We start from the raw sequence: 21761 nt of genomic DNA, 5'->3' as shown, positions 1-21761 counted from the left end.
CGGGTTAGCCGCCTGCTCCCGCCGGCTCGGCGACATCGTCCAGACTCCCCGCCGGTCCGAAAAATTCATAATGCATATCGGCTGCGGGAATACCCCAGGTTTTCAATGCCCGGTATACCGTCTTCATCAACGAAACCGGACCGCAAAAATAGAATTGGGCATCCGTGGTCGGAATCACCGTTTTCATCCACGGCAGGTTCAAGTATCCCTCATGATGGTGCACACGGGCCGTTTTATCGGAATCCGTCGGTCTTGTATAACAGAAGTAAACCGATAGATGAGGAAGCTTGGGCAGCAGCGATTTAACTTCCTCCCTCATGGCATGCATGTTTCCGTTCACAGCCGTGTGTATGAAGATCACCGGACGCTGCGGATCCGTATCGGCCAGTGTATTCAGCATGCTCATCATCGGTGTTATTCCGACTCCGCCGCTGATCAAAACAACCGGACGCGGGTCCTCGCGGTTTAACGTGAAGGCACCGCCGGGAGCCGATAACCGGAGGATATCGCCTTCCTTCACCTGCCGGTGCAAATATACGGACACCTTGCCCGCCGGGCGATCCGGATGCCCCTCTTCGCGTTTGACGGAGATGCGGTAGTACGGTTTCCCGGGAGCATCGGAAAGGCTGTATTGCCGAATTTGAGTATATTGTTCCCCGGGAATTTCCAGCTTGACGCTTACGTATTGCCCTGGTTCAAAACCGGCCAACGGCCCGCCATCCCGGGGAACAAGGTAAAACGACGAGATCACGTCACTCTCTTTCACTTTGCGCTTCACCACAAAGTCCCGATACCCTTCCCAGCCGCCGGCCTGCCGCGCGGACTGCTCATACATGCCGGCTTCCATGCCAATAAAAACATCAGCAATGACTTTATAGGCTTCAGCCCATGCCGCTATAATCTCCTCCGTTGCGGCCTCGCCCAGCACATCCTGGATGGCAACAAGCAAATATTTCCCGACGATCGGGTAATGCTCCGCCTGAATGCCAATGCTGCGGTGCTTATGTGCAATCTGCTTTACAGCGGGGAGAATAGCCGGCAAATGATCGATATGCATGGCCGCGGCGTAGACGGCATTCGCAAGAGCGGTCTGCTGCCGTTCCTGCTTCTGATTCGCATGATTAAAAATATGCAATAGTTCCGGATGATTCAAAAATAACAGCTGATAAAAACGTTTGGTAATGTTCACTCCGTGGATTTCCAATACCGGCACGGTTGACTTGATGATCCGAATCGTTTCTTTGCTTAGCATAACCATTCCCTCCATTGTCACAAGCTGTTTGCTTTCCATGAGCCAAGTATAATAGCTGAAACCGCCCGGCTGTGTGATTGCAATCACAGCAAATCGCAATGATCTGTGACATACCTGGAGAGAGTTTATATGGCAAAGAACCATTCTGGCCATCCTTATTTTCAAAAGTCCTGACGTCAGCCCTTAAGCGAACCCGCGGTAAGTCCTGCAACGAAATAGCGCTGGAGGAACAGAAACAGCAGGACCATCGGCACTGAGGTGACCACAACTCCCGTTAAAAGCATAGGATAATTGGTGACATACTCTCCGCGAAACTGCAGCATGGCCAGCGGCAGCGTCAGCTTTGACTTGCCGTTAATCATCAGCATTGGAATCAATAGGTCATTCCATACCATCACGAACAGGAACGAGGCCGCAGCTGCGATCGAGGGGGCGGACAACGGCAGGGCAAATCGGGTAAACAGCGTCCACTCTCCCGCTCCGTCGATGCTCCCCGCTTCTAGAATTTCCTTGCTGAGCAGCTGCATAAAGCCCGCCAGCATAAAGACCGTCACCGGCAGCAATAAGGCGACGGTGACCAGCACGAGTCCGTACAGCTGATCAGACCAGCCCAGCTTGTGCGCAAGCGAGTAGATCGGCAGCATGTTCACCTGCGAAGGAACGATCAGACCCGCTGCGAACAACGCGAAGATCCCTTTGCCTATTTTGCCTCCGAGGCGAAAAATCGCATAAGCGATCATGCTGCCAAGCAAGAGCTCCAACAGTACGGAACCCAAGGTTACGATGATGCTGTTCAGAAAATAGCTCCAGATCGGCTGCTCCTTGAACATGGACACAAAATTAGTCAACGTGAACGGCTTGGGCCAGTTCAGCGGGTTGGCAAAAAACGTCCGCGGCGACTTGAACGCGGAAATCAATACGACATACAGAGGCAGCGCGATCAGCAGCGCATACAGAAGCAGTATCAGTCGGCCAGTCCATTTCATCAGCATGACGCTTCAACCTCTCTTTAATACGATACACGGTCTGCCCGCAGGGCTTTAAACTGCAGTACCGTCAGAACAGACAATAAAATGAGAAACAATACCGAAACGGCCGAAGCCTCTCCGAAGGAATAGCTGGCAAAGGCCAGGTGATAAATATAAGTCGTTAAAATTTCAGTCGAATAGTTTGGTCCCCCATCGGTCATCGTAAAAATGAGATCGAACGCTTTGAACGACTGAATCGTGGTATAAGCCACTACAATCGTTGCCGACGGAGCCAGCAGCGGCCAGGTGACCATACGAAAAACCTGCCATCGTCCGCCGCCGTCTATTTTCGCCGCCTCATACAGCTCCACAGGGATGGAGTGCAGCCCGGCGACGAATACGATCATCATCTGTCCGGCATGCGCCCAAACCTGAACGGCCGCAATCGAATACAATGCGATCTTCACATCTCCGATCCAGCTCTGCGTCCAGGCTTGAAGCCCCGCCTGTTGCAATCCCGTATTCAACAGGCCGATGGAAGGGTCGTAAATAAATGCCCAGATCAGTCCCACGGAAACCGAGGACAAAATGGTTGGAAAGAAATAAAGGGCGCGCAGAAATACGTTGATTTTTGTATTTTTGACCAAAAGCAACGCCAAGGATAACGAAATGAGCGTTTGAAAAAGAACGACAACCAACATAAACTTTACATTATTGGCCAACGCTTTTTGGAACACAATGTTTTGTACCGTATGGATGTAATTGTCCAAGCCAATGAACCGATAGGACGGCGAAACGCCGTCCCAGTTGGTGAAGGAATAGAATAAACCCGATATCGTCGGATACAGAAACAAAAAACCATAGAGCAAGGTGCCGGGCAGAATAAAAAGCCATAGAGCCTTACGATTTCTCATCGCTTATTTCTTCAGCTGCTGATCGACAATCGCCTGCGCTTCCTTCGCAGCATCCTCTGGCGATTTGCCGCTCAACACGGCTTGAATGGAATTGGTGACCGCCTTTTGATTCTCGGCATTTGTAATCGTAAATCGCGGCTGGAACAAGGTTTTCTTATTCGCCCATTCTGCCGCTGCTTTCAGCTCATCGGTGGTGTATTGCACATCCTTAACGGTCACATTCTGCCCTGTCTCGTTTGCATATTGGCCCGCGATATCCTTGCGGCTTAAGAACTCAATAAATTTCTTAGCTTCTTCCGGATGCTTGGACTTGTTATTTACCGCCAACAGGAAGGTGCTTGTATGAACGCCTTCATAGACGGCTTTGTCGGCGGTGACAGTGATCGGAGCGAGCAGCTTTTGCACCAGATTCGGATTCTGCTGCTTGTTCTGCGCCAGCTGATAAGAACCGCTGGCCAGAATGGCCGCCTTCTCCTGGATGAACAGTGCGCCTGCTGCGGCATCCTTCGTGCCAAGTGCGTTCGGCTGGAAATAGCCTTTATCGTTTAATTCTTTGAACTGCGTTAACGTCTTTACCCAAAATTCATCGGTCAGCTTCGCTTCTCCTGCTTCGACCTTCGTAAAGATATCGGCCGGTCCGTTGTTCATGACCATCGTGTTCATCAACTGTCCCGGACCGATATCGGCCCCCGCGAACGCAATCGGAATAATGCCGTTCGACTTCAGCTTCTCGCAAAGCGCCAGAAAGCCTTCCCAGTCCTTCGGCGGGGTCAGATTGTATTTCTCAAACAGCTTCGCGTTATAGATCGGATCGTTATATACGAGCTGATAAGGGATAGCAAGCTGCTTCCCGTCTTTCTTCCCGACCTGAATTAAAGGCTCGTTGAAATTCTCCAGAAATTTCTCTCCGGTGAGATCCTTAAAAATGCCTGCCTTCGATAACGCCTGAAACTGGGCTCCCGGGAAGGAGGTAAAAACGTCGCCTACGGATCCGTCGGCAAGCTTCGCCTGCGCTGTGGATTGATACTGATCGGAAGGCATCGTTTGCATCTCTACTTTAATGTTCGGATATTCCTTCTGGAACTGCTCAATGATGCCGTTAAAGGACTTTACGTCCTCGCCCCGCCAATGAAGGAAGCTGATCGTGACCGGCTTGTCGGAAGCCTGCGGAGACGCGGCATCCGAAGCCGGAGCCGATGGAGACGCTGTTCCTCCGCTTGTTCCGCCGCAAGCAGATAATAGGGAAATTGAGGATACGGCGCCAGCCAATAAGATCGATCTAACTTGATTCCATTTCACCATGAAGACCTCCTGTACTCCATATTTGGATTATGATTGCTGCTTTTGTGCCCATTTTTTGCGGAAAAGCGGCAGTGCTTCCCGTCCGAAAATTTCCGCTTCCTCCAGGTGGGGATAGCCTGACAGGATGAAGGTCGATACGCCGAGTTCAGCGTATTCCAGCAGCCGGTCAGTCACCTGCTCAGCGGTGCCGACGATGAGAATCGCTCCCCCGGACCGCACCAGCGACAGTCCCGTCCACAGATTAGGGCCGATTACGAAGCGATCGTTCCTGGATTGCTCCCTCAGTTCATTCTGCCTGCGTTGGTTCGTTGCGTCTGTTTGGGCGAACTGCCGCTGCGCCTGTTCTATGGCCTCCGGAGATACCTTGCTGATCAGTTCCCATGCCGCAGCCCAAGCTTCCTCTTCCGTGTCGCGCACAAGAACCTGGGCTCGAAGGCCATAGCGCAGAGGACGGTCAATGCCCTTTTCCGCACGGTACTCCGCTCGTATGCTCTCGATTTCCTTGATTTGCTCTTGAATCCAGGCATGCGGCTCGCCCCACATGAGGAATGTATCTGCATATTCAACAGCCACTCTCTTGGCAATCGGAGAGCTGCCCCCGAGATAGAAGGGCGGATACGGTTTTTGGACCGTCAGCGGTGTACTTACCGGCCGCTGAAATTGATAGTACTTGCCGACAAAAGGCTGCTGCTGCCGTTCCGGATCCGACCCGATGTTACTCCTTGTAAATTCCGAAGCGGATAAGCCGCCCGATTGTGTCCAGGCCCGGGTCATGACCTCGAGATATTCCCGTGCTCTTTCGTACCTTTCGTCATGAGCATGGGCCAGTTGGTCTCCCAGCTCCTCCAAGTCTTGAACCGAGCTGCCCGTCACCACATTGATCATCGCGCGGCCTTCCGACAGGATGTCCAGCGCCGCAGCCATCCGGGCCGCCAGGACGGGAGCCATCAAACCGGGACGAACCGCTACCAACGGCCGCAGCGTCTTCGTATGGCTCATCACGGCGGACCCGACGACCCAGGCATCCATACAAGCTCCCCCTGTCGGAATGAGTACGAACCCGAATCCGGCATGTTCCGCCGCCTGAGCCACCTGGATCAAATAATCGAGTGTCGGTTTTCTTTCCGGTGCCACCCCCACATACTTTCCGTCACCCGCTGTAGGCAAAAACCACCCAAACTGAATTTCCTTCTGCTGATTGCTCATCTTGTAGTCTCCTTTTTTGAACATTCTCCAGTGAACCGGTCGATATCCAACAAAACTACTTGGAATAGTTTGTGATTAAACTATAGCAAGCGCCCCGGATGGGGTCAATGTCATTATGAGGTGATTTTAATTTGTCATTTTGTGGCGTTATGATACAATAATGAACAAAATGAACCGGATAAACATAGCAAAATGAGGTGAAACCCATGACTGGCAATATGCGCGAGGACCATCATGAATACCTGGAGATTTACTTTTTCACCCCCTCCGAATTCGAGAAATCCGGGGCGGCCTGGCCGATCCGCTTGGGACATAATATAGCAAAGCCTAACTACCATATCGGCCCTCGAACGTCTCCATACTATTACCTGCTGTTTGTACTGGAGGGTCAGGGAACATTCATTCAAAACCATCAAACCTTCAGGCTGAAGAAAAATGATATGTTTTGCCTGTTTCCTCAGGTGATACATGAATATTACACGGACCCGGATGCCCCTTTGCGCAAAATATTTTTTGCGTTTGACGGCAAGCAAGCCCTCCATTTGCTGGACCGCATCGGTCTCCGGCCGCACACTCCCCATGCGGCGGACGCCCTCACCCCCCAATCTATTCAACTGATGTGGGAATTTTACCGTCTGGTCAGCTCTCACGAGCATACGGATTTAGCGAGGCTCCGGATGTTCTACAGCATCTTCGAAGAGCTTTCCGGCGCGAATATCCAGCCCAGTGCGCAGGACAACCGGACGGTCTCCTGGCTTCAGAAAGGAAAGGAATATTTGGAAATTCATTATGTGGAAGGGATTACTGTAGAGCGTGCAGCAGAGTTTGTCGGCGTGGACCGAACCCATTATACGAAACAATTTCGCAAAGCTTACGGGGTTACGCCCATCCAATACATTCAACAGCTGCGGATGAAGGAGGCGAAGCAGCTGATAGAGCAGACCAATTATACGATGACGGAAATTGCGCAATCGGTCGGATACCCCGATCTGTTTACCTTTTCCAAAGCGTTTAAGAAAATGGTCGGCGTCTCACCAAAGGAGTATCGGATAAAACAAAGCAGCAGGCGCGAGGAAAATGAAGATGTTTTAGACTTTTCCATATAAATCGAAAATCCCCCCGTATCGACAGTCTCGTGCTGTCTTCCGAGGGGATCCTCTTCTCCAACGTTTATTACTGCGTGACGGCCTTTCGTTTCTGCGCGTAGCGGTTCTCAGGAACCGGCAGGCCGAGATGGCCCCGCAGCGTATCCGATTCGTACTCCTTGCGGAATAACCCGCGCTGCTGCAAAATCGGCACGACAAGATCAACGAATTCCTCCAGTCCCCTTGGCACGGCTGAACTGACAATGAAGCCGTCGGCCGCTCCCGCCTCAAACCAGGCTTGAAGCTTATCGGCAACGGCTTCCGGCGTACCGATAAACGTCGGCTTCGGTGTCGCAACCCGCAGCGCCACCTGACGGAGGGTGAGACCCTCCTGCTTGGCCCAGGCTTTCATCTTGTCCGTTGCGCTCTGGAAGCTGTTGCTTCCAAGATCCCCGATATCGGGAAACGGTGCGTCAAGCGGATACTGCGAGAAATCGTGATGTTCGTAGAAGCGTCCCAGAAAGTCCAAAGCTGGTTGACAGCTATAGATTTATCCTATACTTTACCTATTATTACCAAGTATGTCAATTGGAATTCAAGAAATTGAAACGAGACTTTCGATGGCCGCTTGAAAGCTCGGCATATTGTCCGCCTTATATCACAGGATCGTGACAAGCCGCATAATGGCCGTGCCCAACCTCTTTGAACAAGGGCTGCTCGATAGCGCATCTCGCCGTAGCAGCCGGACAGCGCGTACGGAAGCGGCAGCCTGAAGGGTTTCGTTCGCTGGCTATTACTCATCAGGAGCTTTCCGCTTTGACGGGTACCTCGAGGGTGATGGTTACGCGGGTGCTGAATGACTGGCGGGCACGCGGAATAGTTGAGCTGCGGAAGAGAACCCTTTGTGTAATGGATCTGCCGGCTCTTGAGCGCATTGCCGCTTTTGGTATGGAGTAATCAAATCATATCCGAAATCATGTTACCATTCACAAACCCCGATAGCTGTAAGCTTGAAATCCATTTGTCATGTTACCTGATGAACTGGATATACAAGCTTATTTTTTTCTTCTTATCATTTTCGTGGTACGTAACTAATGAACCGATCGGGAGGCCGGTGCAGTGTTACACTAGGTCCGGGAACATCACGGCGGAACCCACGCCGATGGCGCCATCCGATCCGGAAATTAAAACCAGAACGTCGGGTAATTACGCTTTTTGTCCTGATTATTAACGAGAAGAGCTACTAACACAATCATGACCGCCCCAATTAGAACGGGAGCTACCAAGAAACTCCAGCCGCTTCCAGACATCATGACAACTAATGGATCAGCTCCGGCCGGCGGATGGGTTGTTCTCGTTAAAACCATTAGGCTGATGGCCAAGCCAACCCCAATAGCCATCGCAACAGGACCATTGCCTGCAGCATGATATACCGCTAAGCCTGCCAGCGTTGAAATGAAATGCCCTCCTATAATATTTCTGGGTTGTGAGAAGGGCGCATCCCAAACCGCAAAAGCCAATACACAACTCGCGCCGAACGGAGCCATAATCCATAAATCGGAAGTAACATTTGTCAAGAAAGCTAATAAGCCTATGGCCAGAAACCCGCCAATAAACCCCATAAAGGCATTCCACGGATTGGCTTTCAGGGGGCTCCTGGCCTTCCCCCTCATCTTCATGAGAAAACCAATAAAATGCGAATTCACACTCTTCACTCCATTCATAAATACATAGTTATTTAGTAATTAATGATAATAAGCTAACTACGGAGTGTCAATAGTCCTGTTCAAGATTTCATTAGAAATTACCCTGGAGATCTTCTGCCGGCTGCAGATCCATTGTCCGATCGGGTTGAATCTCAACCGCAACACCGTGCAATGGGTCTGCATCTTTCGCCGGTTTGAATATATTGCGCATAGGTGTATAATGATGATAATAACTAGTATACTATGCAAGGGGTAATATTTAATGGATAATGATATCCTCTTGAAAGTCGACCCTAACTTAACTTTTTGTATAAATACCCAAATCAAAGAACAATTGAAGTGGCTGATCGGCATCGAAAAAATCAAAACAGGCGAGATGCTTCCTCCCGCAAACCAGATGGCGGACTTATTAGGCATTAATCGAAACACGGTTAACTTGGTTTATAACCAGTTACGTGACGAAGGTTATGTTTCCATGCAAAAAGGCCGAGGCACACAAGTCATCGACAGCGCCAAAATCAAAGAATTACAAAAAATGCGGCAACCTATGCATGAGCTTGTCACAAAGACAATCGCAGAAGCCGAAGCGCAAGGTATTCCCTTAACCGAATTTTTCACAGCCAGCCTCGCATATATTCTCTTGCATCATCAAACACCGACGGATCAATTGCGGCTCCTGTTCGTTGAATGCAAAGGACATGATCATACGTTCTATCGCGATGAAATTAAACGGGTAACGGGCGCCGAAATCAAAACGGTTTTTTTAGAGGATCTATTGACGACCGAAAGCGTCACGATCGAAGCGCTTGACTATTCGAACGTCGTTGTCACCACTTTGAATCATTCTGATGAGGTAAAAAAATTATTTGCCCGCTATCAAAAAAATGTATTAACCATAGGAGCGACAATCGAAATGCCGCTGCTCCTCCAAATCGCGCAGCTCAAACCAGGCAGTCAGGTCAGCTTCGTTTGCCTTGGAAAAGCAGGCGGCCAATGGATGGCCAGCCGGGTGCAGGATGCCAATATTACACACATTCAATCCCATGCCATTGGCATAGATGATGAGGCACTCTTGAAAGAAAACATCGAGAAGTCTGATAAGGTGTATGCTTCCGCGGCCGTCTATTCTGAATTAAAAGCATTAGCTCCGGATAAGGTCGAATTGTATCCGATGGTTCTTGAAAAGAGCAGTGAAAATCTTCTTCAAGAGTTTGCAAAATCAGCCAACTAAACACTGATCACCGAATGCCGCTTTCCCGTGAGGAGAGTGGTATTTTTTCTTGACAACACATAAAACAGCAGCCGGTTTGGCTGCTGTTGGTCTTGTGCTCTATTTGCAAGGCTTTTATCATGCTCGTTGCCGGGTTTCATGATTTGCAGCTGAGAATCCTTGATCAGCCGCGTGCAAAAGCCGTTCTGCACGTCAATCAAAATCGTAGCGTTGCTCCTTGAAGGGATCGCCGTGGTGATCTAAAATACAATGTATAATCCAACGGGAGCGAGTCAATCCAGCGGCGGACGATGCGGCTATCTTACCAAGATGCGTTATGCTATAATCGGTGTGCAATAGAATAGGCTTGCGAGGGCGGTCTGGCTTAGTCTCCCGGAAGGGAGGTGACGCCATGGAGGTATTTCAAGCGCTGCAATTGATGTTCCTGTTCGGAATGTTTATTTTAGCGCTGCTTGCCTACCTGAAAAAGAAATGACCGCCCTCGTCCAAAGGTAGCGGTCATTTCTTACCGTAACACCTAATACAAGCCTACCGCCCTTAAAAGCGGCTATTGCATCGGGAGTCGTGTTCTCAGCACGGCTCCTTTTGCATTGTAAGCATTTCTTGAATCGATTATACCACAAATGCACCAGTAGATTAATCTATTTTTTATTTTATGGGGGCGGGAATGGACATATTCGAGCGTCCGATATGCTTTCATGAATCCGGTATACTGCGGAAAACTCACATTCGTTACCATATTGTATCACGACTATTATCTGGAGATAATTGGTTACAACTGCGATTAGTTATCGTAAAATGAATAAACAGTACATTAGTAGCATACGCGGTTATGGGGGTGCTGGTATGCAGGCCGTAGAAGATATTCAGTATATAGCCGATCATTTCACGAAAGGGAGCGCGGTCTACTACTTCAATAAAGCCGCCTTACCTGGTAAAGACTATCGGATATTTATCTATATCCGCGTTTCGACAAAGTTACAGGAACACCGTTTCAGCCTTAAAGCACAAATACAGGAATTAGTACAGTACGCCCATTCAATGGGCTGGATTATCGTCGGCATTTACCGCGACGTAGATAGCGGCGGCAAACTGGATAAGGCAGGCCTTACGCAGATGCTGGACGATGTAGACGACGACAAAGGCGACGTAGTTTTATGTATTGACCAGGATAGACTTTCCCGCCTGGATACGGTTAGCTGGGAATACCTTAAAAGCCAGCTGCGCGAAAACAGCGTAAAGATAGCCGAACCTGGTAAAATAACCGATCTAGCCGACGAAGACGACGAATTCTTTAGCGACTTAAAAAACTTATTCGCCAAACGGGAAAAGAAGAAAATAGTTAAACGCATGATGAGGGGGAAGCGGCAGCGTACCCGCGAAGGTAAGGGCTGGGGTAAGCCGCCTTTCGAATACCTGTACGACAAAAATACCGGGAAGCATACTGTTAACGAAGCCTACAGCTGGGTTATCCCGACTATTGACGATCTGTACTTAAAACAGGGTTTAAGCGACGAAAAAATAGCGGAAGTGCTTAACGGTATCAAAAAGCCGCCGTCCGGGAAGCCCTGGAATAGCCAGCATATCAGTAAGCGCCTTACCAGTAAGGCCTATCATGGCGTTATGGAAAAGTCCTTTTCAAACGGCGAAACGATTGTAACCCCAGGCGTATACCCGCCTCTACGTTCAAAAGAAACCTGGCATAGAATCCAACTGAAACGAAAAGAGAAGTACCAAAGGCGTAACCCGATCTACCCAGCCCTTATGCGGAATATCGCGGTAACATGCGGCGATTGTGGTCGTAAGCTTTCGCTTAAACAAAGCGGCAGCATAAAATACGGCATACACTTTTATTACAAGCATGGACGCGAACATAAGCCCGACTACAGCCCAGGCTGCGGAATGTCCATAAATTCGATTCGCATTGACTTTAATTTAATCCGGGCGGTTAAGGAAATACTGGACAACGAAGAAACAGCCCGACGCTATATTCAGTTCGAATACAACCCCCAGGACATAGACGCGGAAATAGAAGGCGTAAACAAGCAGCTAAACGAAGTACAGCAAATGTACGACAATCTGCTGGATTTAGTGCTTAAAGGCGGCGGGGGATTTTCCGGGGGCCTGCTGGAATCGAAGCAGGCAGAACTAGAAAGCCAGCGCCAGGTTCATACTGCCCGGAAGCGCCAGCTGGAAAACAAGAAAGAAGCCGTAATGCAGCAAATGTTTAACTACGTAGCTGTAAGCCAGTATTTCGAAGCGCTGCTATATCTTGACGAAGAAATGACGCCCCAGGAACAAATGGAGCTAATCGGGCGGCTGTTTCCATCCGGGGTCCTATACGAAGATAAGCTGGTCCTAAAGGCGTACCTTAACGGCGAAACACCATTCCAGGTTGACGTACCCGTAGCGCCTAACCCGTTCGGCTACATGAACAACGGCGGCCCCAGGAAGAAGCGCAGCACGAAGACAAGCCTGGGATTAAAAAAGATCACAGAGGAAGTAAAAAAACAGTTTCTTTAAAATGCTGTTGCTATTCTGCCGAATATTTTATGGGGGTATCTTATGGCTGAGATAAACGAAACACCGCTGCCGATAGACCGCGAATACATTTACAAGCGGGCAACGCTGCATAAAAAGATTAGCGAACTATCCTACCGCGACGCGGAAGCCGCCCTGGCATTCCTGCGGGAGTGGGCCGAAGGGAAAAAGCCTGTTTCGCAGCTGTGGGAAGAAGTCGCGGCAGCCCTGGGGGCCGGGGTATGAACGCCTACACTTACGCCGGATTGATTGAAAACCCTGAAAATGCGCATGTAGCGCAGCAGATTATTTCCGACTTCGTTGAAGGTGACGTAAGAATGCCGGGTATTACCCAGCATTACCAGTGGCGGCTTCGTCAACTGGAAGGCATGGGCGAAAAGGTACTAGCTGAAACGCTGCGGCGCGACTATGCCTACAAATTGAGGGGGCCGGGGTATGAAATTCACAGCGAAAGTTAGGATAGGCGGCGAAACGGCAGAAATTACGTACGATAATGGGAAGCTGTCAGGAAGCCCCGAAGCAGTACGCCGCGTAGAATTCCTGGCGCTGTCGCTGGAAGGTACACCTGTAGGGCCAGTTCCATCTGTGACGTTTACCGAACATTTGAAGAATCCGCTGTCAGCAAAGATTATTATAGAAATGGCGTTCGGCCAAGTCCGCTTTTCGGGTAACGTGCCGCGCGTACCTCGAACGCCGAAGGGCGCAGTAAACTAAAGAACCCGGCGCAGGGGCTTCACAGCCTGGCTACGCCGGGTTTCTTCTCTTTTACAGCTGCCTAGCGTCCTGGAATTGCTTACTTGTCGGCGTAATGACGTTCGGCGAATACACAGGGGTCAGCCTCGCTTCGGGGCTTGTTTCCTCCAGGGCTGCCTTGCGAATCGCTGCCAGGTCGTTATTGTATTGGTAATGATCTACCCAGGCCCATTCCTTGAAGTCAGATTCTTTAATCAGTTCCGGTCCCATTAAGCCGAAGCGTTCTTCCTTGCCCATGTACCGCAGTACGGCGCTGGCTGTGCTGTGCTGGATATGCGCTAGGCTTTTGTTTACCTGGTGCATTTTGACGAATACAGCGGCCAGCGTGTCCATATACCCCTGCATATGCTCTTTCATTTTGTCCAGCATGGGGCCAAATTCCTCTCGAAGCAGGCTGCCGTCGGCAATTCTGCGGCGAATTTCGGCCTGGACGTTCATAAAGGCTACCGCCATGCCGTCCGGGTACGGCTTCTTTACAGCGTCCAGATTCGCCCATAGGCGCTGTAATTTCGCTTCGGCGATAGTTACCAGCCCCTGGGCCTTGGCAACGTCTGCGGCCAGTTCCGGGTCCTCCAGGGCCTTTTCCAGCAGGGCGTTATACCGCTGGCGGGCCTGTTCCACTTCCGCAGCTGCGGCTTCCAGCTGCCCGTTATCCGCTTCCTGGGCGGCTTCGAACGCTTTGATATTCTCCAGCATGTCTTCGTACGCTTTAATCATGGTTACATTCCTCCATTTTAATAGGTAAAGTTATCTTTACTTCTTATTGCTGGGCGCTGTCTTTTTTAATCCCTACAGCTGCAAGCATTTCGTTTAACTGCTGTTCCTGCTCCTGCGTTAAGGCTGCTTTGCTGGCTTTTAAGCTGCCGCCCGGCTTGCTGCCTACGGCGGCCAGCATTTCTTTCAGCTTTTCGCCTTCCTGGTTATCGCTCATTCGTCGATTCCTCCTTTACCCCAGCAGCGCGGCCTTATTACCCGACGAAAGGGTACGCGCCGCGGCATTTGCCTGGCTGTAAAGCTGGTCTATCACTTCACGCGCCAGGGCTATGGTGTCCGTTCCTTCGGGCGCGTTTACAATGATGTCCCCGACGTTGATTACGGGGGCCGCAGCTGCCACAGCTGGGGCTGCCGGGGCCGTTGCCGTTACCCGTTCCGGGGCTATGTTTATGCCGCTTTCGGAGAAGGCCCCGCTTATGGACTTCGATAGGCTGCTAGCCTTCTTCCAGACGCCAGCCGAAAGGGTCGTCATTATCGCCCCGCCGCTGTACGTCAGTTCGGCCAGCGGGCCGCGCTTTGCATCCGAAAAGGGCAGGAATTCGCGCACCTTATCGAAGACGTTTTTTACCGCGTTTACAGGGGCCATAGCCATAGCTTCGATACCTCCTACCAGCGTCTTAATGATCGCCTTACCACTGTCGTAGAATAGGCCGCCTAGCCCGCTGAAAAACTTACCCAGGCCGTCCCATACGTTTCGCAGCATACCCAGCATAGCGTCCCAGGCCCCTTTCCAGTCGCCCATTAGCAGCGAAAGGCCTACGCCCAGGATACCGCTGATAATGCCCCAGGCGACTTGAATTACGCCCGTTATCATGTTCCAGACGTTTTGTACGGTGTTCCATATCAGCGTGAAACCGTTGGAAATGACGGACCACAGGATTTTCAGCGCAGCCATGACGTACGGCCCCACCCAGGCCCAAAAGAGGATAAAGAAACGCTGTATGCCCGGCCAGTATTGCATAAACCAGTTATAGACCGCTGAAAAGGCACTTACGATATTCGCTACGATCTGCGTTACGACGGGGCCGAGGACGGACCATACTTTCATAAATGCCCCTACAATGGCCGCCTGGATTTGCGGCCAGTTTGTGCGAATCCAGGCTATGACTTCGCCTGCCTTCTGTACCAGCCAGTTAAAGGCCGTTACAGCTTTGCTTACCCAGCCCTGTACCTGGTCGCTTTTCCATAAAGCTTTCGCCTGGTTAAACCAGCCTGCCAGTACCTTCTTCGTACCTTCTATGCCGCCGTTTAGCTTGATAAATGCGCCTATCAGCAGCCCGATGCCTAGAATAATCCAGCCTATCGGGTTCGTCAGCATAGCCGCGTTTAGCAGCCGCATAGCCACGCTGGAAGTCGTAAGGGCCGTCTTAACTGCTCCCAGGCCTACGGCGAATGCGGCAAGCGCATAGCTGGTAATCTGGATAATAAGCCCCCATGTGGACCAGTTTTTCTTTATCCCGGCGATAATGGGGCGGGATACATTCCATATTCCCTGTAATGCACCCGCTACGATATTGTAGGCCATTTTGAAGGCCTGGCCCGCAGCTGTCGCTACGTTCTTGATAGGTTCTGAATACTTAACGAACGCCTTACCGACGGAAATAGCCACTTTCACCGTACCCGCCAAGGTTTTAGATAGCGTATCTGTGAAAGCTTTTAGCCCCCCGCCACCCATCCAGTCGTTTAATTCCTTTAGCGGCCCTTTCAGCATGTCCAGGGCAGCCATACCTGATTTTTTAATAGCTGTAGCCATGTTGCTCTGTAGCATGTCCCACTGTGCAGCGCCCGACTGGTTTACTTTTTCGATATATTTGGAAGTAAAGCCGTAGTCGTTCAGTACCTTATCCAGCGCCATAATGTTTTTCATTGCGTCGCCCGCCGAATCGAAACCCGCGTCTTTTAGGGCATTCTTACCGATATTGAAGCGTTCGGCTACAGAAGTTATATCCCCGCTTGCCAGTTCCCGCATGGCGAACGCTGCGCCTTCCATGCCTTCCAGCGGATTCGACGCGGCCAGCCGTTCCGTAATGCCCAGCATTTTGTTTAACTGTCCCAGGTCCTTCGTTATCGGCAGAAATGCTTTCCCCGCGTTTAGGAAGTCGCTTTCCGAAAACACAGATTTTAGGCCCATATCGTTCAACATATTAAATAATTTCGCGCCTTTTTCAGCGTCCCCGACCAGCGCCGATATTTGCATTTGCGTTTGTTCCATCTGCATAGCGCCGCCGACCGACTTTTTGAACAGCCCCACAGCCGCTGTAATGCCGCCTATGGCAGCTACAGCCCCCTTTAGGCCCATCCCTGCGCTGTCGGCGCTGTGCGCTACCCCTGCCAGGCCTTCGCGGAAGCTTTTAGACTGCCGGGTAGCGTCTTCCACGCCTTTTCGGAAGCTGTTTGTTTGACTGGTCGCGGTTGCCATGCCTTCCCTAAAGGCCCCCGTCGCCCGCGCCGCCGCCTTTATCGGCCCGCTGAAAGCGTCGTTTAGGGTCAGCTTTACGCCCATTACGAATTCACGCGCCATATTACCCCCACCTATTACTGATAATCGGTTTACCGCCCACCGTCGAAGGCTGCCGATTTTCATAATCGGGAAGGGGGCCGATTTTACCGCCTATCGGGAAGGTTAAGATAAGTAAAGATTTCTTTATTTCTTTGTTTCTTTACTACTTGCTGTCACGTATTGCGGTTAGCAGCTTAATGTAGCTAGCGGCCCCACCGTTCACATGGTTAAAAATGAAGTCTACGCCTTCCCGGCAGCCCTCCGCATAGTCCGGGGCGCTTACCTCAAGCAGCTGCAAAGCTTCCCGGCGCGTAACGCGCTTTACCCAGCGGCATAGTACACAGCGCCAGACAAAAGGCCTTTCGCGCTTTAAGTCGGCCAGCGCCTTGTCCAGCATGATCTTATTCAGCCTGCCGCCGCTTACGCCGTCCAGCGGTCGCGGGCCGCTGTTTACTGGCCTGCCGTCGTCGATACGGTCCCCGGCTTGTATCGTCTGATAGTTTCTTAGCCAGCGCTCTATGTTTCTCCTGGAAATAACGTCTTGTATCCGTCGCAAGTTTATGCCCTCCCAGGTTCTTCGAGTCCGCAGCCCTGGCATACCTGGACGCTGCGGCTTTCTTTCGTCCCGGTTATCTCGTTTATGCCAGTTACCAGGTAACGGTCGAATATCTCCGTTTCCCGGCAGCTGCGGCAAAAGCCGCTTATTGTTACCAGGTGCTGCCTGGATAGTTCGGTAAAGTGGTCGTCGTAAATCATTCGCGCCGCCCCTTTTTCGTGCGTTCACTATGTTTCATTTTGATAAAGCTTATTGCGGCTTATTTCCCGGCTTCTTCCGAAGTTAAGCGCTGCTGCGCCGGGCCGCTCCAGGTTATGGCTATCTGTGCTTTAGACGCCGCCCGCAGTTCGGTGTTAATCTGGCTTAACAGGTCTTCGCCGTCGTCAGGGCGAAGTCGGGCGTACTTCTCTACGAGACGGCCCAGCGTTTCCAGGTTCCGGCTTACTACGCGGTCTTCGGCAGTACCGGCATAGTAATAAGCCCTTTCGTGCCCATCTTTAAACCAAACGCGCGTAGCTTCTTCGCCTTTCTCTTGGCGAATTCTTTCCCACTTCTGCAGGTACGTCAGCAGCTTCGCTTTCCACATGAAAATTTCGTCTTCCAGCGATACTACGCCATTCGCCCGCAGCTGTTCGTATGTCTCACACTCTGCGCCATATAACGCAGGGCTGTAAAAGCCATGCTTTCGCGGATTCTGCGCTACGACGGCTTTCCCTTCCGGGGTACGCGGCCCAGTGCTGCGACCGGCACAGAATTTACAACGACCGTATCCGCTGTGGTCGGTCCCAGCGCCTGCATACTGCCGACACCTGGCGTCTTTGTTCTTTCGCTTTGCGCCGCACAGCAGGGCGGGCTTCCCTTGCCGTTCGCCGATCATGTTTAGCGAATCGGCTTTCGGGTGAAACTTACGCTTTTCTCCCAGGCTGTCCTGCGGCGGTCGGCGGGCGTTCGCTTCTTCGGCCATTTCGCTATCAGCCCTCCCTGCGTACTTTCTTCAATTCTCGTAGGCGCTGCGTACGCTCCCGCATACGTTCCTGGTCCTGCCGCCACCAATCGTTAAGGTCCATTACAGCTTCGATAACCTCGCGGTGCGCTTCGCGCTTCGCGCTGTCGGCTTCGAAAAGTCTGCATACCGCTTTGTCACACTGCCGCAGCTTTGCCAGGTACTCTTTCCGCGCTGGACCACGCAGCAGTTCGGGGTACACCCTGTAGGTCTTCGTTAGTTCGTCGGCTAGCAGCTTGGTCTGTGCGAATTCTACCCGCGCTTCGAACAGGCGTACTTTTGAGTCGGCAGAACGTCCTGCCAGGTCGCAAAGTTCCTCCAGTTCGGCGGCCAACTCCCGCATATGCTGCTGCCATTCCTCGTAGTCCTCGGCCCACTCACAGTTTTGGGAATCTTCCAGTTCCCGTACGTATTCGTCGTTCCAATCCGTCATTTTTTGAATACTCCCTTCATAAGTTTGTTCCGTATATTTACAGGCCAGCGGCCCGGAAAGCGGGGGTTCGTCTTAATCAACCGTAGCACGCTACGGTTGCGCTACGGTTGTTTTTTGACAACCGTAGCGCCCTAAACCCAGGCGGGGCGCGGGTTTGCGCGTTTACGCTACGGTTGCTACGGTTAAAATCACGATATATCTATATACGACGTTACGCGCTTTCTATTTACGGTGCTGCTACGGTTTCTTCTCTTCTTTTCTTTTTTCATTTTAGATAAAAAGGAAAAACAACCGTAGCGAACCGTAGCAACCGTAGCGATTTTTACCTAATATCTGGAAATTACACATTCCCCATGAACCGCGCAGCGTATTCTTCGGCGGCCTGGAACGCTTCGGCCCAGCTTACGCCTTCGGCCAGGCATTCCGTAACCCGTGGCCTGCCGTCCCCTATTTCGCGGCCTTCCCGCCAGGTCGCAGCATACGCCATGAATGTACCGTCTTCATCCTTTTCGATAGACAGCAGAACGTTAGGACGTAATACCCGATTGTAGTGGTCGTCCTCCAGCGTCCAGCCCGGCATTTCGGCCAGCTGCGGTACGGTCGGCTTCTTCGTTACTCTCGTAATGCGGTAATTCTTGCGGCTTCTCTCCTGTTCGATCTCGATACCAACGTGAAGCAGCGCGGGCCTACAGCGGTCGATATGGCCTTTAATTTTGTTTACGGGCGGCCATCTTTCTTCGGGGTTAATCTCCTTTAGGGTCTTTATCAGCTTTTCGGAATTCCCCTCCCAAAAAGTCGTAGTTTTCATAATTTGAACAATGCCCCGCCCCACCGCGTCATGTTCCAAGGCTACCAGCGCGTTATCCTTCCGGTTAACGTCGTACGCCTTCATAAATGCGCCCTGGTTCAGCTCGCAAGCATCTTCCGCAGCTACGGCCCATTTCGCAAAGTCGGCCATTCGTGGCGTACTTTTCAGCCTTACGCCTGGAAGGTTCCGCAGCGCGGCGCTTACGGCGTCGAATATCGCTCCCAGTATCCGGGGCTGCGCTTCTTCGAACCGGGGCCAGAACGTCGCTTCGTCGTCCCTTCGCTTTAATTCGGGCGCGTGTATCGTTACGGCCCTGTCGCCCAGGTCTGCGCGTTCCGCCAGATCCGTAATGCCGTTTAGGATTACCGGGCGCTTAAAGGCGAAAATTTGCTGTTCGTCGTTCGTGTATAGCGTCCGATCTGTTAGTGCCCCGCCTGTAGAAAGGCGGCAAAGGGCGTCAGACATACTGGGCGACAATTCCGAAAGGTTATCGAAGCTGATTACCCAGCCGTTCTTCGCAGTAATTGCCAGCTGCTTTTCGCTTTTCGGCAGGCTCATAAGTACGGCGGTCGTCGGGTCTACTAGGCTTTGAATAACCTTGGTCTGCGTCGATTTCGCCGAACCCTGGCCGCCTTGTAGAATCAGAAGCGGGTACGGCCCTTTCGGATGGTAGCAGCCGATAATATACGCGACTAGCAAGGGCCATTCTTCTTCCGTAACGTTCACAAAAGGCCGTAATTCGTTAATCGTACCGCCGCGCTTGGGCGTAGGCAGCGGAAGCATACCCTGGGTCTTATGAAACCGCGCTTTTGATTCCTGGACGACGCGCCAGCCCTGCGCTGTGATTTCTACGACTTCCCCACGTTCGTTCGCTAGGTCTACGTAAATCGTTCGAAAGTCGCCAGCAATCCGTACATAAACGTCTTCCTGCGGCCCGGTCATACTAGCCCTGGCTTCCAACTGGTAAACTACGTCCTGTACAGCTTGGTTGCCAGGTATCTTTTTATGCGTTTCGTAATATTGATTCCGCAGCCATTGTTTAAACCTTTCGCTACGAACCCGGACCGATATGCTTTTACCTTCCAGGGGGATATTAGCGTACGCGATACCTTCAACCGTGCAAAAATAGTCCAGGCCCTGCGTCAGTCCCAGCATAACTTCCGCCTGTGATTTCTTTTCTTTCCCCCCTCCCCCGGTATACACTTCTGCAAGAGTGTCCAGGGCTTTTTCTATCACTTCCTCCCTGTAGTCGTCCCGTTCCCATTTGTCACGGTACAGCCCCGATTCCCGGAAAATACGGTCGATCTGTTCGGCGTCCTGGGTGAAAAATGCCAGCATTCCCGTGAAAGCCATATCTGCTTCGCTTTGTGACGGGTAGCCTAGTTCTTCCCATTCCCCTCGGTACAGCTTCGTAAACTTTTCCCCGTTTCCCGCCTGCATAGCTTTCTTTTTAACTTCGTCGTCGGTCATTTCCGGGGATTTTTTAGCCGCGCCCTTCTTTGTTTTGGCTGACTCCTTTGCCCCCAGGTAGTCGTTATACAGTTTTTCTACGGCTTCCTGGCGCTCCTCTATCGTCGTCGGCGTACCCGGTACATGGTTCCCTGTTACTGTTAAGAATCTTGTGCTGGTATGGTCGTACATTTCGAAAGGGCCTTTTCTTTCTCGCGTCCCAGGCTTCTTCCCTTTCACGAATACCCGGTAACCGTTATTTGATGGGCTGACTTCGGTGTAGCCGTCCAGGAGTCGTACAATGTCGTCGGCTTCGTCCTTCCAGCCGTCGATCTTATCCAGGTCTACGCCTATGTAGCCGTTTTCTTCGCTAAAGCATAAGCCTATGCCGTCGAATCTGCCTGCGCTGTAGGCTTCCGCAGCTGCGTTAAACGTCGTCCAGGTATTCGGGTCCGCTGTACTGGCGTTCCGTCCGTTGGTCTGCTTCGGTACTTTCGTCGGCTTTTCTTCTCCTGGGCGCGTTTCATAATTCCAATTTATCCACTGTTTAAGCGCCTTTAATTCTGCCGGGATATTATCAAAACTAGCGACCGTTCGCCGTTTTTGTGGTATAATATTACTAACTTGCTCTATATTTTTTGGGTCGCCCTGTTCGGGACGGCCTTTCTCTTTTTCTCGGTCCTCCATAGCTAATCTCCCCTAAAAGTTGAGTACTACCTCCTTATGCCTGGTTGACCGCCGCCAGTAGGTTCCCGGTTAACCTCTCACCGTAAGGCTTGTTTATCCAATCTTCTGTTGCTCTTTTTCATGCGCTTCCCGTTCCAGTCTCAAAATGACGCCCGGAATTAAATGCCGAAGTGCTGCTGCCATACGTTCTGCTGGGATGAAAACTTTTAATTGCACCGGCATGGGGCGTTCAGCCTTCGGGGCTGTATTTTCCTTTTTCATGGCAAGTTCTCTTCTCGATGTTTTGATTCCGCTTCTCTCATGCTGCGTGCAACTTCACTTACTTCTTTCTGTAAACGTTCCTTCTGCCTTTGGTAATAGCGCCGTCTGTTTGCCTTAATGCGTTCCCGGTTCTGTTCGTAATACGCCCGAAAGCCTGCGCGTACAAGTTCTTCCCGGCTTAAAGCCTGCTGTTCCACTTCGATTACCTCCTGCTTTTCAAAATAAAAAGCGCCCCACGCCCAAAAGCAAAAACTGCTTTTAGGAATGGGACGCTCCTTGCCTGTCTCACCACCCGCGTTACTGGGTGATTAACCTGTTGTATTCGCTAATAT

The 21761-nt window shown here is 51.4% G+C and carries 24 protein-coding genes and 1 pseudogene; 8 read left to right on the top strand and 17 right to left on the bottom strand.

Annotated elements, in window-relative coordinates; all coding sequences use genetic code 11:
- Positions 1–4 precede the first annotated feature (4 nt).
- From hmpA to EXW96_RS20995, 5 genes are all read right to left on the bottom strand, one after another.
- The gene (gene hmpA, locus EXW96_RS21015; RefSeq protein WP_174351331.1) at positions 5–1252 is read right to left on the bottom strand and encodes an NO-inducible flavohemoprotein; all 1248 of its coding nucleotides are present in this window, start codon (positions 1250–1252) and stop codon (positions 5–7) included.
- 176 nt (positions 1253–1428) lie between these two features.
- Positions 1429–2244, bottom strand: a complete 816-nt coding sequence (locus EXW96_RS21010; protein WP_174351330.1) for a carbohydrate ABC transporter permease — start codon at positions 2242–2244, stop codon at positions 1429–1431.
- Positions 2245–2261: 17 nt separating this feature from the next.
- Positions 2262–3134, bottom strand: coding sequence for a carbohydrate ABC transporter permease (locus EXW96_RS21005; RefSeq protein ID WP_062409801.1), 873 nt, complete (start codon positions 3132–3134; stop codon positions 2262–2264).
- A gap of 3 nt (positions 3135–3137) precedes the next feature.
- Positions 3138–4436, bottom strand: coding sequence for an ABC transporter substrate-binding protein (locus tag EXW96_RS21000; protein ID WP_174351329.1), 1299 nt, complete (start codon positions 4434–4436; stop codon positions 3138–3140).
- 27 nt (positions 4437–4463) lie between these two features.
- Positions 4464–5642 carry an LLM class flavin-dependent oxidoreductase gene (locus EXW96_RS20995; RefSeq protein WP_174351328.1) on the bottom strand — a complete coding sequence of 393 codons (1179 nt, stop codon included), beginning with the start codon at positions 5640–5642 and terminating at the stop codon, positions 4464–4466.
- A 206-nt stretch (positions 5643–5848) separates the two neighbouring features.
- Between EXW96_RS20995 and EXW96_RS20990 the strand changes: the two genes are divergently transcribed.
- A complete protein-coding gene (locus tag EXW96_RS20990; protein WP_074728607.1) occupies positions 5849–6748 on the top strand; it encodes a helix-turn-helix transcriptional regulator in 900 nt (299 codons plus the stop codon).
- 67 nt (positions 6749–6815) lie between these two features.
- On the opposite strand, the pseudogene EXW96_RS20985 reads toward EXW96_RS20990, so the two are convergent.
- Positions 6816–7262 (bottom strand): annotated as a pseudogene (locus EXW96_RS20985) (LLM class flavin-dependent oxidoreductase); the annotation flags it as partial.
- 167 nt (positions 7263–7429) lie between these two features.
- Here EXW96_RS20985 and EXW96_RS27765 point away from each other — a divergent pair.
- Positions 7430–7684, top strand: a complete 255-nt coding sequence (locus EXW96_RS27765) for a Crp/Fnr family transcriptional regulator (protein WP_174351327.1) — start codon at positions 7430–7432, stop codon at positions 7682–7684.
- Between the two features lie 227 nt (positions 7685–7911).
- Here EXW96_RS27765 and EXW96_RS20975 read toward each other — a convergent pair whose 3' ends face one another.
- Positions 7912–8406 (bottom strand): HPP family protein, encoded by a 495-nt coding sequence (locus EXW96_RS20975; protein ID WP_254611494.1) that lies wholly within the window; start codon positions 8404–8406, stop codon positions 7912–7914.
- A gap of 289 nt (positions 8407–8695) precedes the next feature.
- On the opposite strand from EXW96_RS20975, the gene EXW96_RS20970 reads away from it, so the two are divergent.
- From EXW96_RS20970 to EXW96_RS20945, 6 genes are all read left to right on the top strand, one after another.
- Positions 8696–9664 (top strand): GntR family transcriptional regulator, encoded by a 969-nt coding sequence (locus EXW96_RS20970; protein WP_174351325.1) that lies wholly within the window; start codon positions 8696–8698, stop codon positions 9662–9664.
- Between the two features lie 391 nt (positions 9665–10055).
- Positions 10056–10139, top strand: coding sequence for a putative holin-like toxin (locus tag EXW96_RS20965; RefSeq protein ID WP_156124776.1), 84 nt, complete (start codon positions 10056–10058; stop codon positions 10137–10139).
- A 371-nt stretch (positions 10140–10510) separates the two neighbouring features.
- Positions 10511–12187: a recombinase family protein gene (locus EXW96_RS20960; RefSeq protein WP_174351323.1), complete on the top strand. Its 1677-nt coding sequence runs from the start codon at positions 10511–10513 to the stop codon at positions 12185–12187.
- A gap of 42 nt (positions 12188–12229) precedes the next feature.
- Positions 12230–12430, top strand: coding sequence for a hypothetical protein (locus EXW96_RS20955; RefSeq protein WP_062409821.1), 201 nt, complete (start codon positions 12230–12232; stop codon positions 12428–12430).
- Positions 12427–12663 (top strand): hypothetical protein, encoded by a 237-nt coding sequence (locus EXW96_RS20950; RefSeq protein ID WP_174351322.1) that lies wholly within the window; start codon positions 12427–12429, stop codon positions 12661–12663. Before EXW96_RS20955 ends, EXW96_RS20950 begins: the two co-directional genes overlap by 4 nt.
- The gene (locus EXW96_RS20945) at positions 12641–12919 is read left to right on the top strand and encodes a hypothetical protein (protein WP_174351321.1); all 279 of its coding nucleotides are present in this window, start codon (positions 12641–12643) and stop codon (positions 12917–12919) included. Before EXW96_RS20950 ends, EXW96_RS20945 begins: the two co-directional genes overlap by 23 nt.
- A 51-nt stretch (positions 12920–12970) precedes the next feature.
- Here EXW96_RS20945 and EXW96_RS20940 read toward each other — a convergent pair whose 3' ends face one another.
- From EXW96_RS20940 to EXW96_RS20895, 10 genes are all read right to left on the bottom strand, one after another.
- Complete coding sequence (locus EXW96_RS20940) at positions 12971–13675, bottom strand: hypothetical protein (protein ID WP_174351320.1); 705 nt, start codon at positions 13673–13675, stop codon at positions 12971–12973.
- A gap of 43 nt (positions 13676–13718) precedes the next feature.
- Positions 13719–13889, bottom strand: coding sequence for a hypothetical protein (locus EXW96_RS20935; protein ID WP_174351319.1), 171 nt, complete (start codon positions 13887–13889; stop codon positions 13719–13721).
- A gap of 15 nt (positions 13890–13904) precedes the next feature.
- Positions 13905–16253 (bottom strand): phage tail protein, encoded by a 2349-nt coding sequence (locus EXW96_RS20930; RefSeq protein WP_174351318.1) that lies wholly within the window; start codon positions 16251–16253, stop codon positions 13905–13907.
- 142 nt (positions 16254–16395) lie between these two features.
- The gene (locus EXW96_RS20925) at positions 16396–16788 is read right to left on the bottom strand and encodes a hypothetical protein (RefSeq protein ID WP_174351317.1); all 393 of its coding nucleotides are present in this window, start codon (positions 16786–16788) and stop codon (positions 16396–16398) included.
- 2 nt (positions 16789–16790) lie between these two features.
- Positions 16791–16988: a hypothetical protein gene (locus EXW96_RS20920; RefSeq protein WP_174351316.1), complete on the bottom strand. Its 198-nt coding sequence runs from the start codon at positions 16986–16988 to the stop codon at positions 16791–16793.
- Between the two features lie 59 nt (positions 16989–17047).
- On the bottom strand, positions 17048–17752 hold the full coding sequence (locus EXW96_RS20915; RefSeq protein WP_174351315.1) for a hypothetical protein: 705 nt from the start codon (positions 17750–17752) through the stop codon (positions 17048–17050).
- A 7-nt stretch (positions 17753–17759) separates the two neighbouring features.
- The gene (locus EXW96_RS20910) at positions 17760–18224 is read right to left on the bottom strand and encodes a hypothetical protein (RefSeq protein ID WP_174351314.1); all 465 of its coding nucleotides are present in this window, start codon (positions 18222–18224) and stop codon (positions 17760–17762) included.
- Between the two features lie 340 nt (positions 18225–18564).
- Positions 18565–21168 (bottom strand): phage NrS-1 polymerase family protein, encoded by a 2604-nt coding sequence (locus EXW96_RS20905; protein ID WP_174351313.1) that lies wholly within the window; start codon positions 21166–21168, stop codon positions 18565–18567.
- Positions 21169–21261: 93 nt separating this feature from the next.
- Positions 21262–21429 (bottom strand): hypothetical protein, encoded by a 168-nt coding sequence (locus EXW96_RS20900; RefSeq protein WP_174351312.1) that lies wholly within the window; start codon positions 21427–21429, stop codon positions 21262–21264.
- Complete coding sequence (locus EXW96_RS20895; RefSeq protein ID WP_174351311.1) at positions 21426–21626, bottom strand: hypothetical protein; 201 nt, start codon at positions 21624–21626, stop codon at positions 21426–21428. The genes EXW96_RS20900 and EXW96_RS20895 overlap by 4 nt, the downstream gene beginning before the upstream one ends.
- Positions 21627–21761 lie beyond the last annotated feature (135 nt).

The organism is Paenibacillus sp. JMULE4 (assembly GCF_013337105.1).
GTDB classification, from domain to species: Bacteria; Bacillota; Bacilli; order Paenibacillales; family NBRC-103111; genus Paenibacillus_G; species Paenibacillus_G naphthalenovorans.
The sequence above is the reverse complement of the archived record's forward strand: the minus strand, read 5'-3'. Positions and strand labels throughout refer to the sequence as shown.

Bases quoted from the DNA above. Each gene is read 5' to 3' on its own strand.
- EXW96_RS20915 (WP_174351315.1), bottom strand. From the start codon at position 17,752: ATGGCCGAAGAAGCGAACGCCCGCCGACCGCCGCAGGACAGCCTGGGA.
- EXW96_RS20935 (WP_174351319.1), bottom strand. From the start codon at position 13,889: ATGAGCGATAACCAGGAAGGCGAAAAGCTGAAAGAAATGCTGGCCGCC.
- EXW96_RS21000 (WP_174351329.1), bottom strand. From the start codon at position 4,436: ATGGTGAAATGGAATCAAGTTAGATCGATCTTATTGGCTGGCGCCGTA.
- EXW96_RS20900 (WP_174351312.1), bottom strand. From the start codon at position 21,429: ATGAAAAAGGAAAATACAGCCCCGAAGGCTGAACGCCCCATGCCGGTG.
- EXW96_RS20970 (WP_174351325.1), top strand. From the start codon at position 8,696: ATGGATAATGATATCCTCTTGAAAGTCGACCCTAACTTAACTTTTTGT.
- hmpA (WP_174351331.1), bottom strand. From the start codon at position 1,252: ATGCTAAGCAAAGAAACGATTCGGATCATCAAGTCAACCGTGCCGGTA.
- EXW96_RS20910 (WP_174351314.1), bottom strand. From the start codon at position 18,224: ATGACGGATTGGAACGACGAATACGTACGGGAACTGGAAGATTCCCAA.
- EXW96_RS20995 (WP_174351328.1), bottom strand. From the start codon at position 5,642: ATGAGCAATCAGCAGAAGGAAATTCAGTTTGGGTGGTTTTTGCCTACA.
- EXW96_RS20955 (WP_062409821.1), top strand. From the start codon at position 12,230: ATGGCTGAGATAAACGAAACACCGCTGCCGATAGACCGCGAATACATT.
- EXW96_RS20940 (WP_174351320.1), bottom strand. From the start codon at position 13,675: ATGATTAAAGCGTACGAAGACATGCTGGAGAATATCAAAGCGTTCGAA.
- EXW96_RS20950 (WP_174351322.1), top strand. From the start codon at position 12,427: ATGAACGCCTACACTTACGCCGGATTGATTGAAAACCCTGAAAATGCG.
- EXW96_RS20945 (WP_174351321.1), top strand. From the start codon at position 12,641: ATGAAATTCACAGCGAAAGTTAGGATAGGCGGCGAAACGGCAGAAATT.
- EXW96_RS21005 (WP_062409801.1), bottom strand. From the start codon at position 3,134: ATGAGAAATCGTAAGGCTCTATGGCTTTTTATTCTGCCCGGCACCTTG.
- EXW96_RS20990 (WP_074728607.1), top strand. From the start codon at position 5,849: ATGACTGGCAATATGCGCGAGGACCATCATGAATACCTGGAGATTTAC.
- EXW96_RS20920 (WP_174351316.1), bottom strand. From the start codon at position 16,988: ATGATTTACGACGACCACTTTACCGAACTATCCAGGCAGCACCTGGTA.
- EXW96_RS20975 (WP_254611494.1), bottom strand. From the start codon at position 8,406: ATGAAGATGAGGGGGAAGGCCAGGAGCCCCCTGAAAGCCAATCCGTGG.
- EXW96_RS21010 (WP_174351330.1), bottom strand. From the start codon at position 2,244: ATGCTGATGAAATGGACTGGCCGACTGATACTGCTTCTGTATGCGCTG.
- EXW96_RS20965 (WP_156124776.1), top strand. From the start codon at position 10,056: ATGGAGGTATTTCAAGCGCTGCAATTGATGTTCCTGTTCGGAATGTTT.
- EXW96_RS20960 (WP_174351323.1), top strand. From the start codon at position 10,511: ATGCAGGCCGTAGAAGATATTCAGTATATAGCCGATCATTTCACGAAA.
- EXW96_RS20905 (WP_174351313.1), bottom strand. From the start codon at position 21,168: ATGGAGGACCGAGAAAAAGAGAAAGGCCGTCCCGAACAGGGCGACCCA.
- EXW96_RS20930 (WP_174351318.1), bottom strand. From the start codon at position 16,253: ATGGCGCGTGAATTCGTAATGGGCGTAAAGCTGACCCTAAACGACGCT.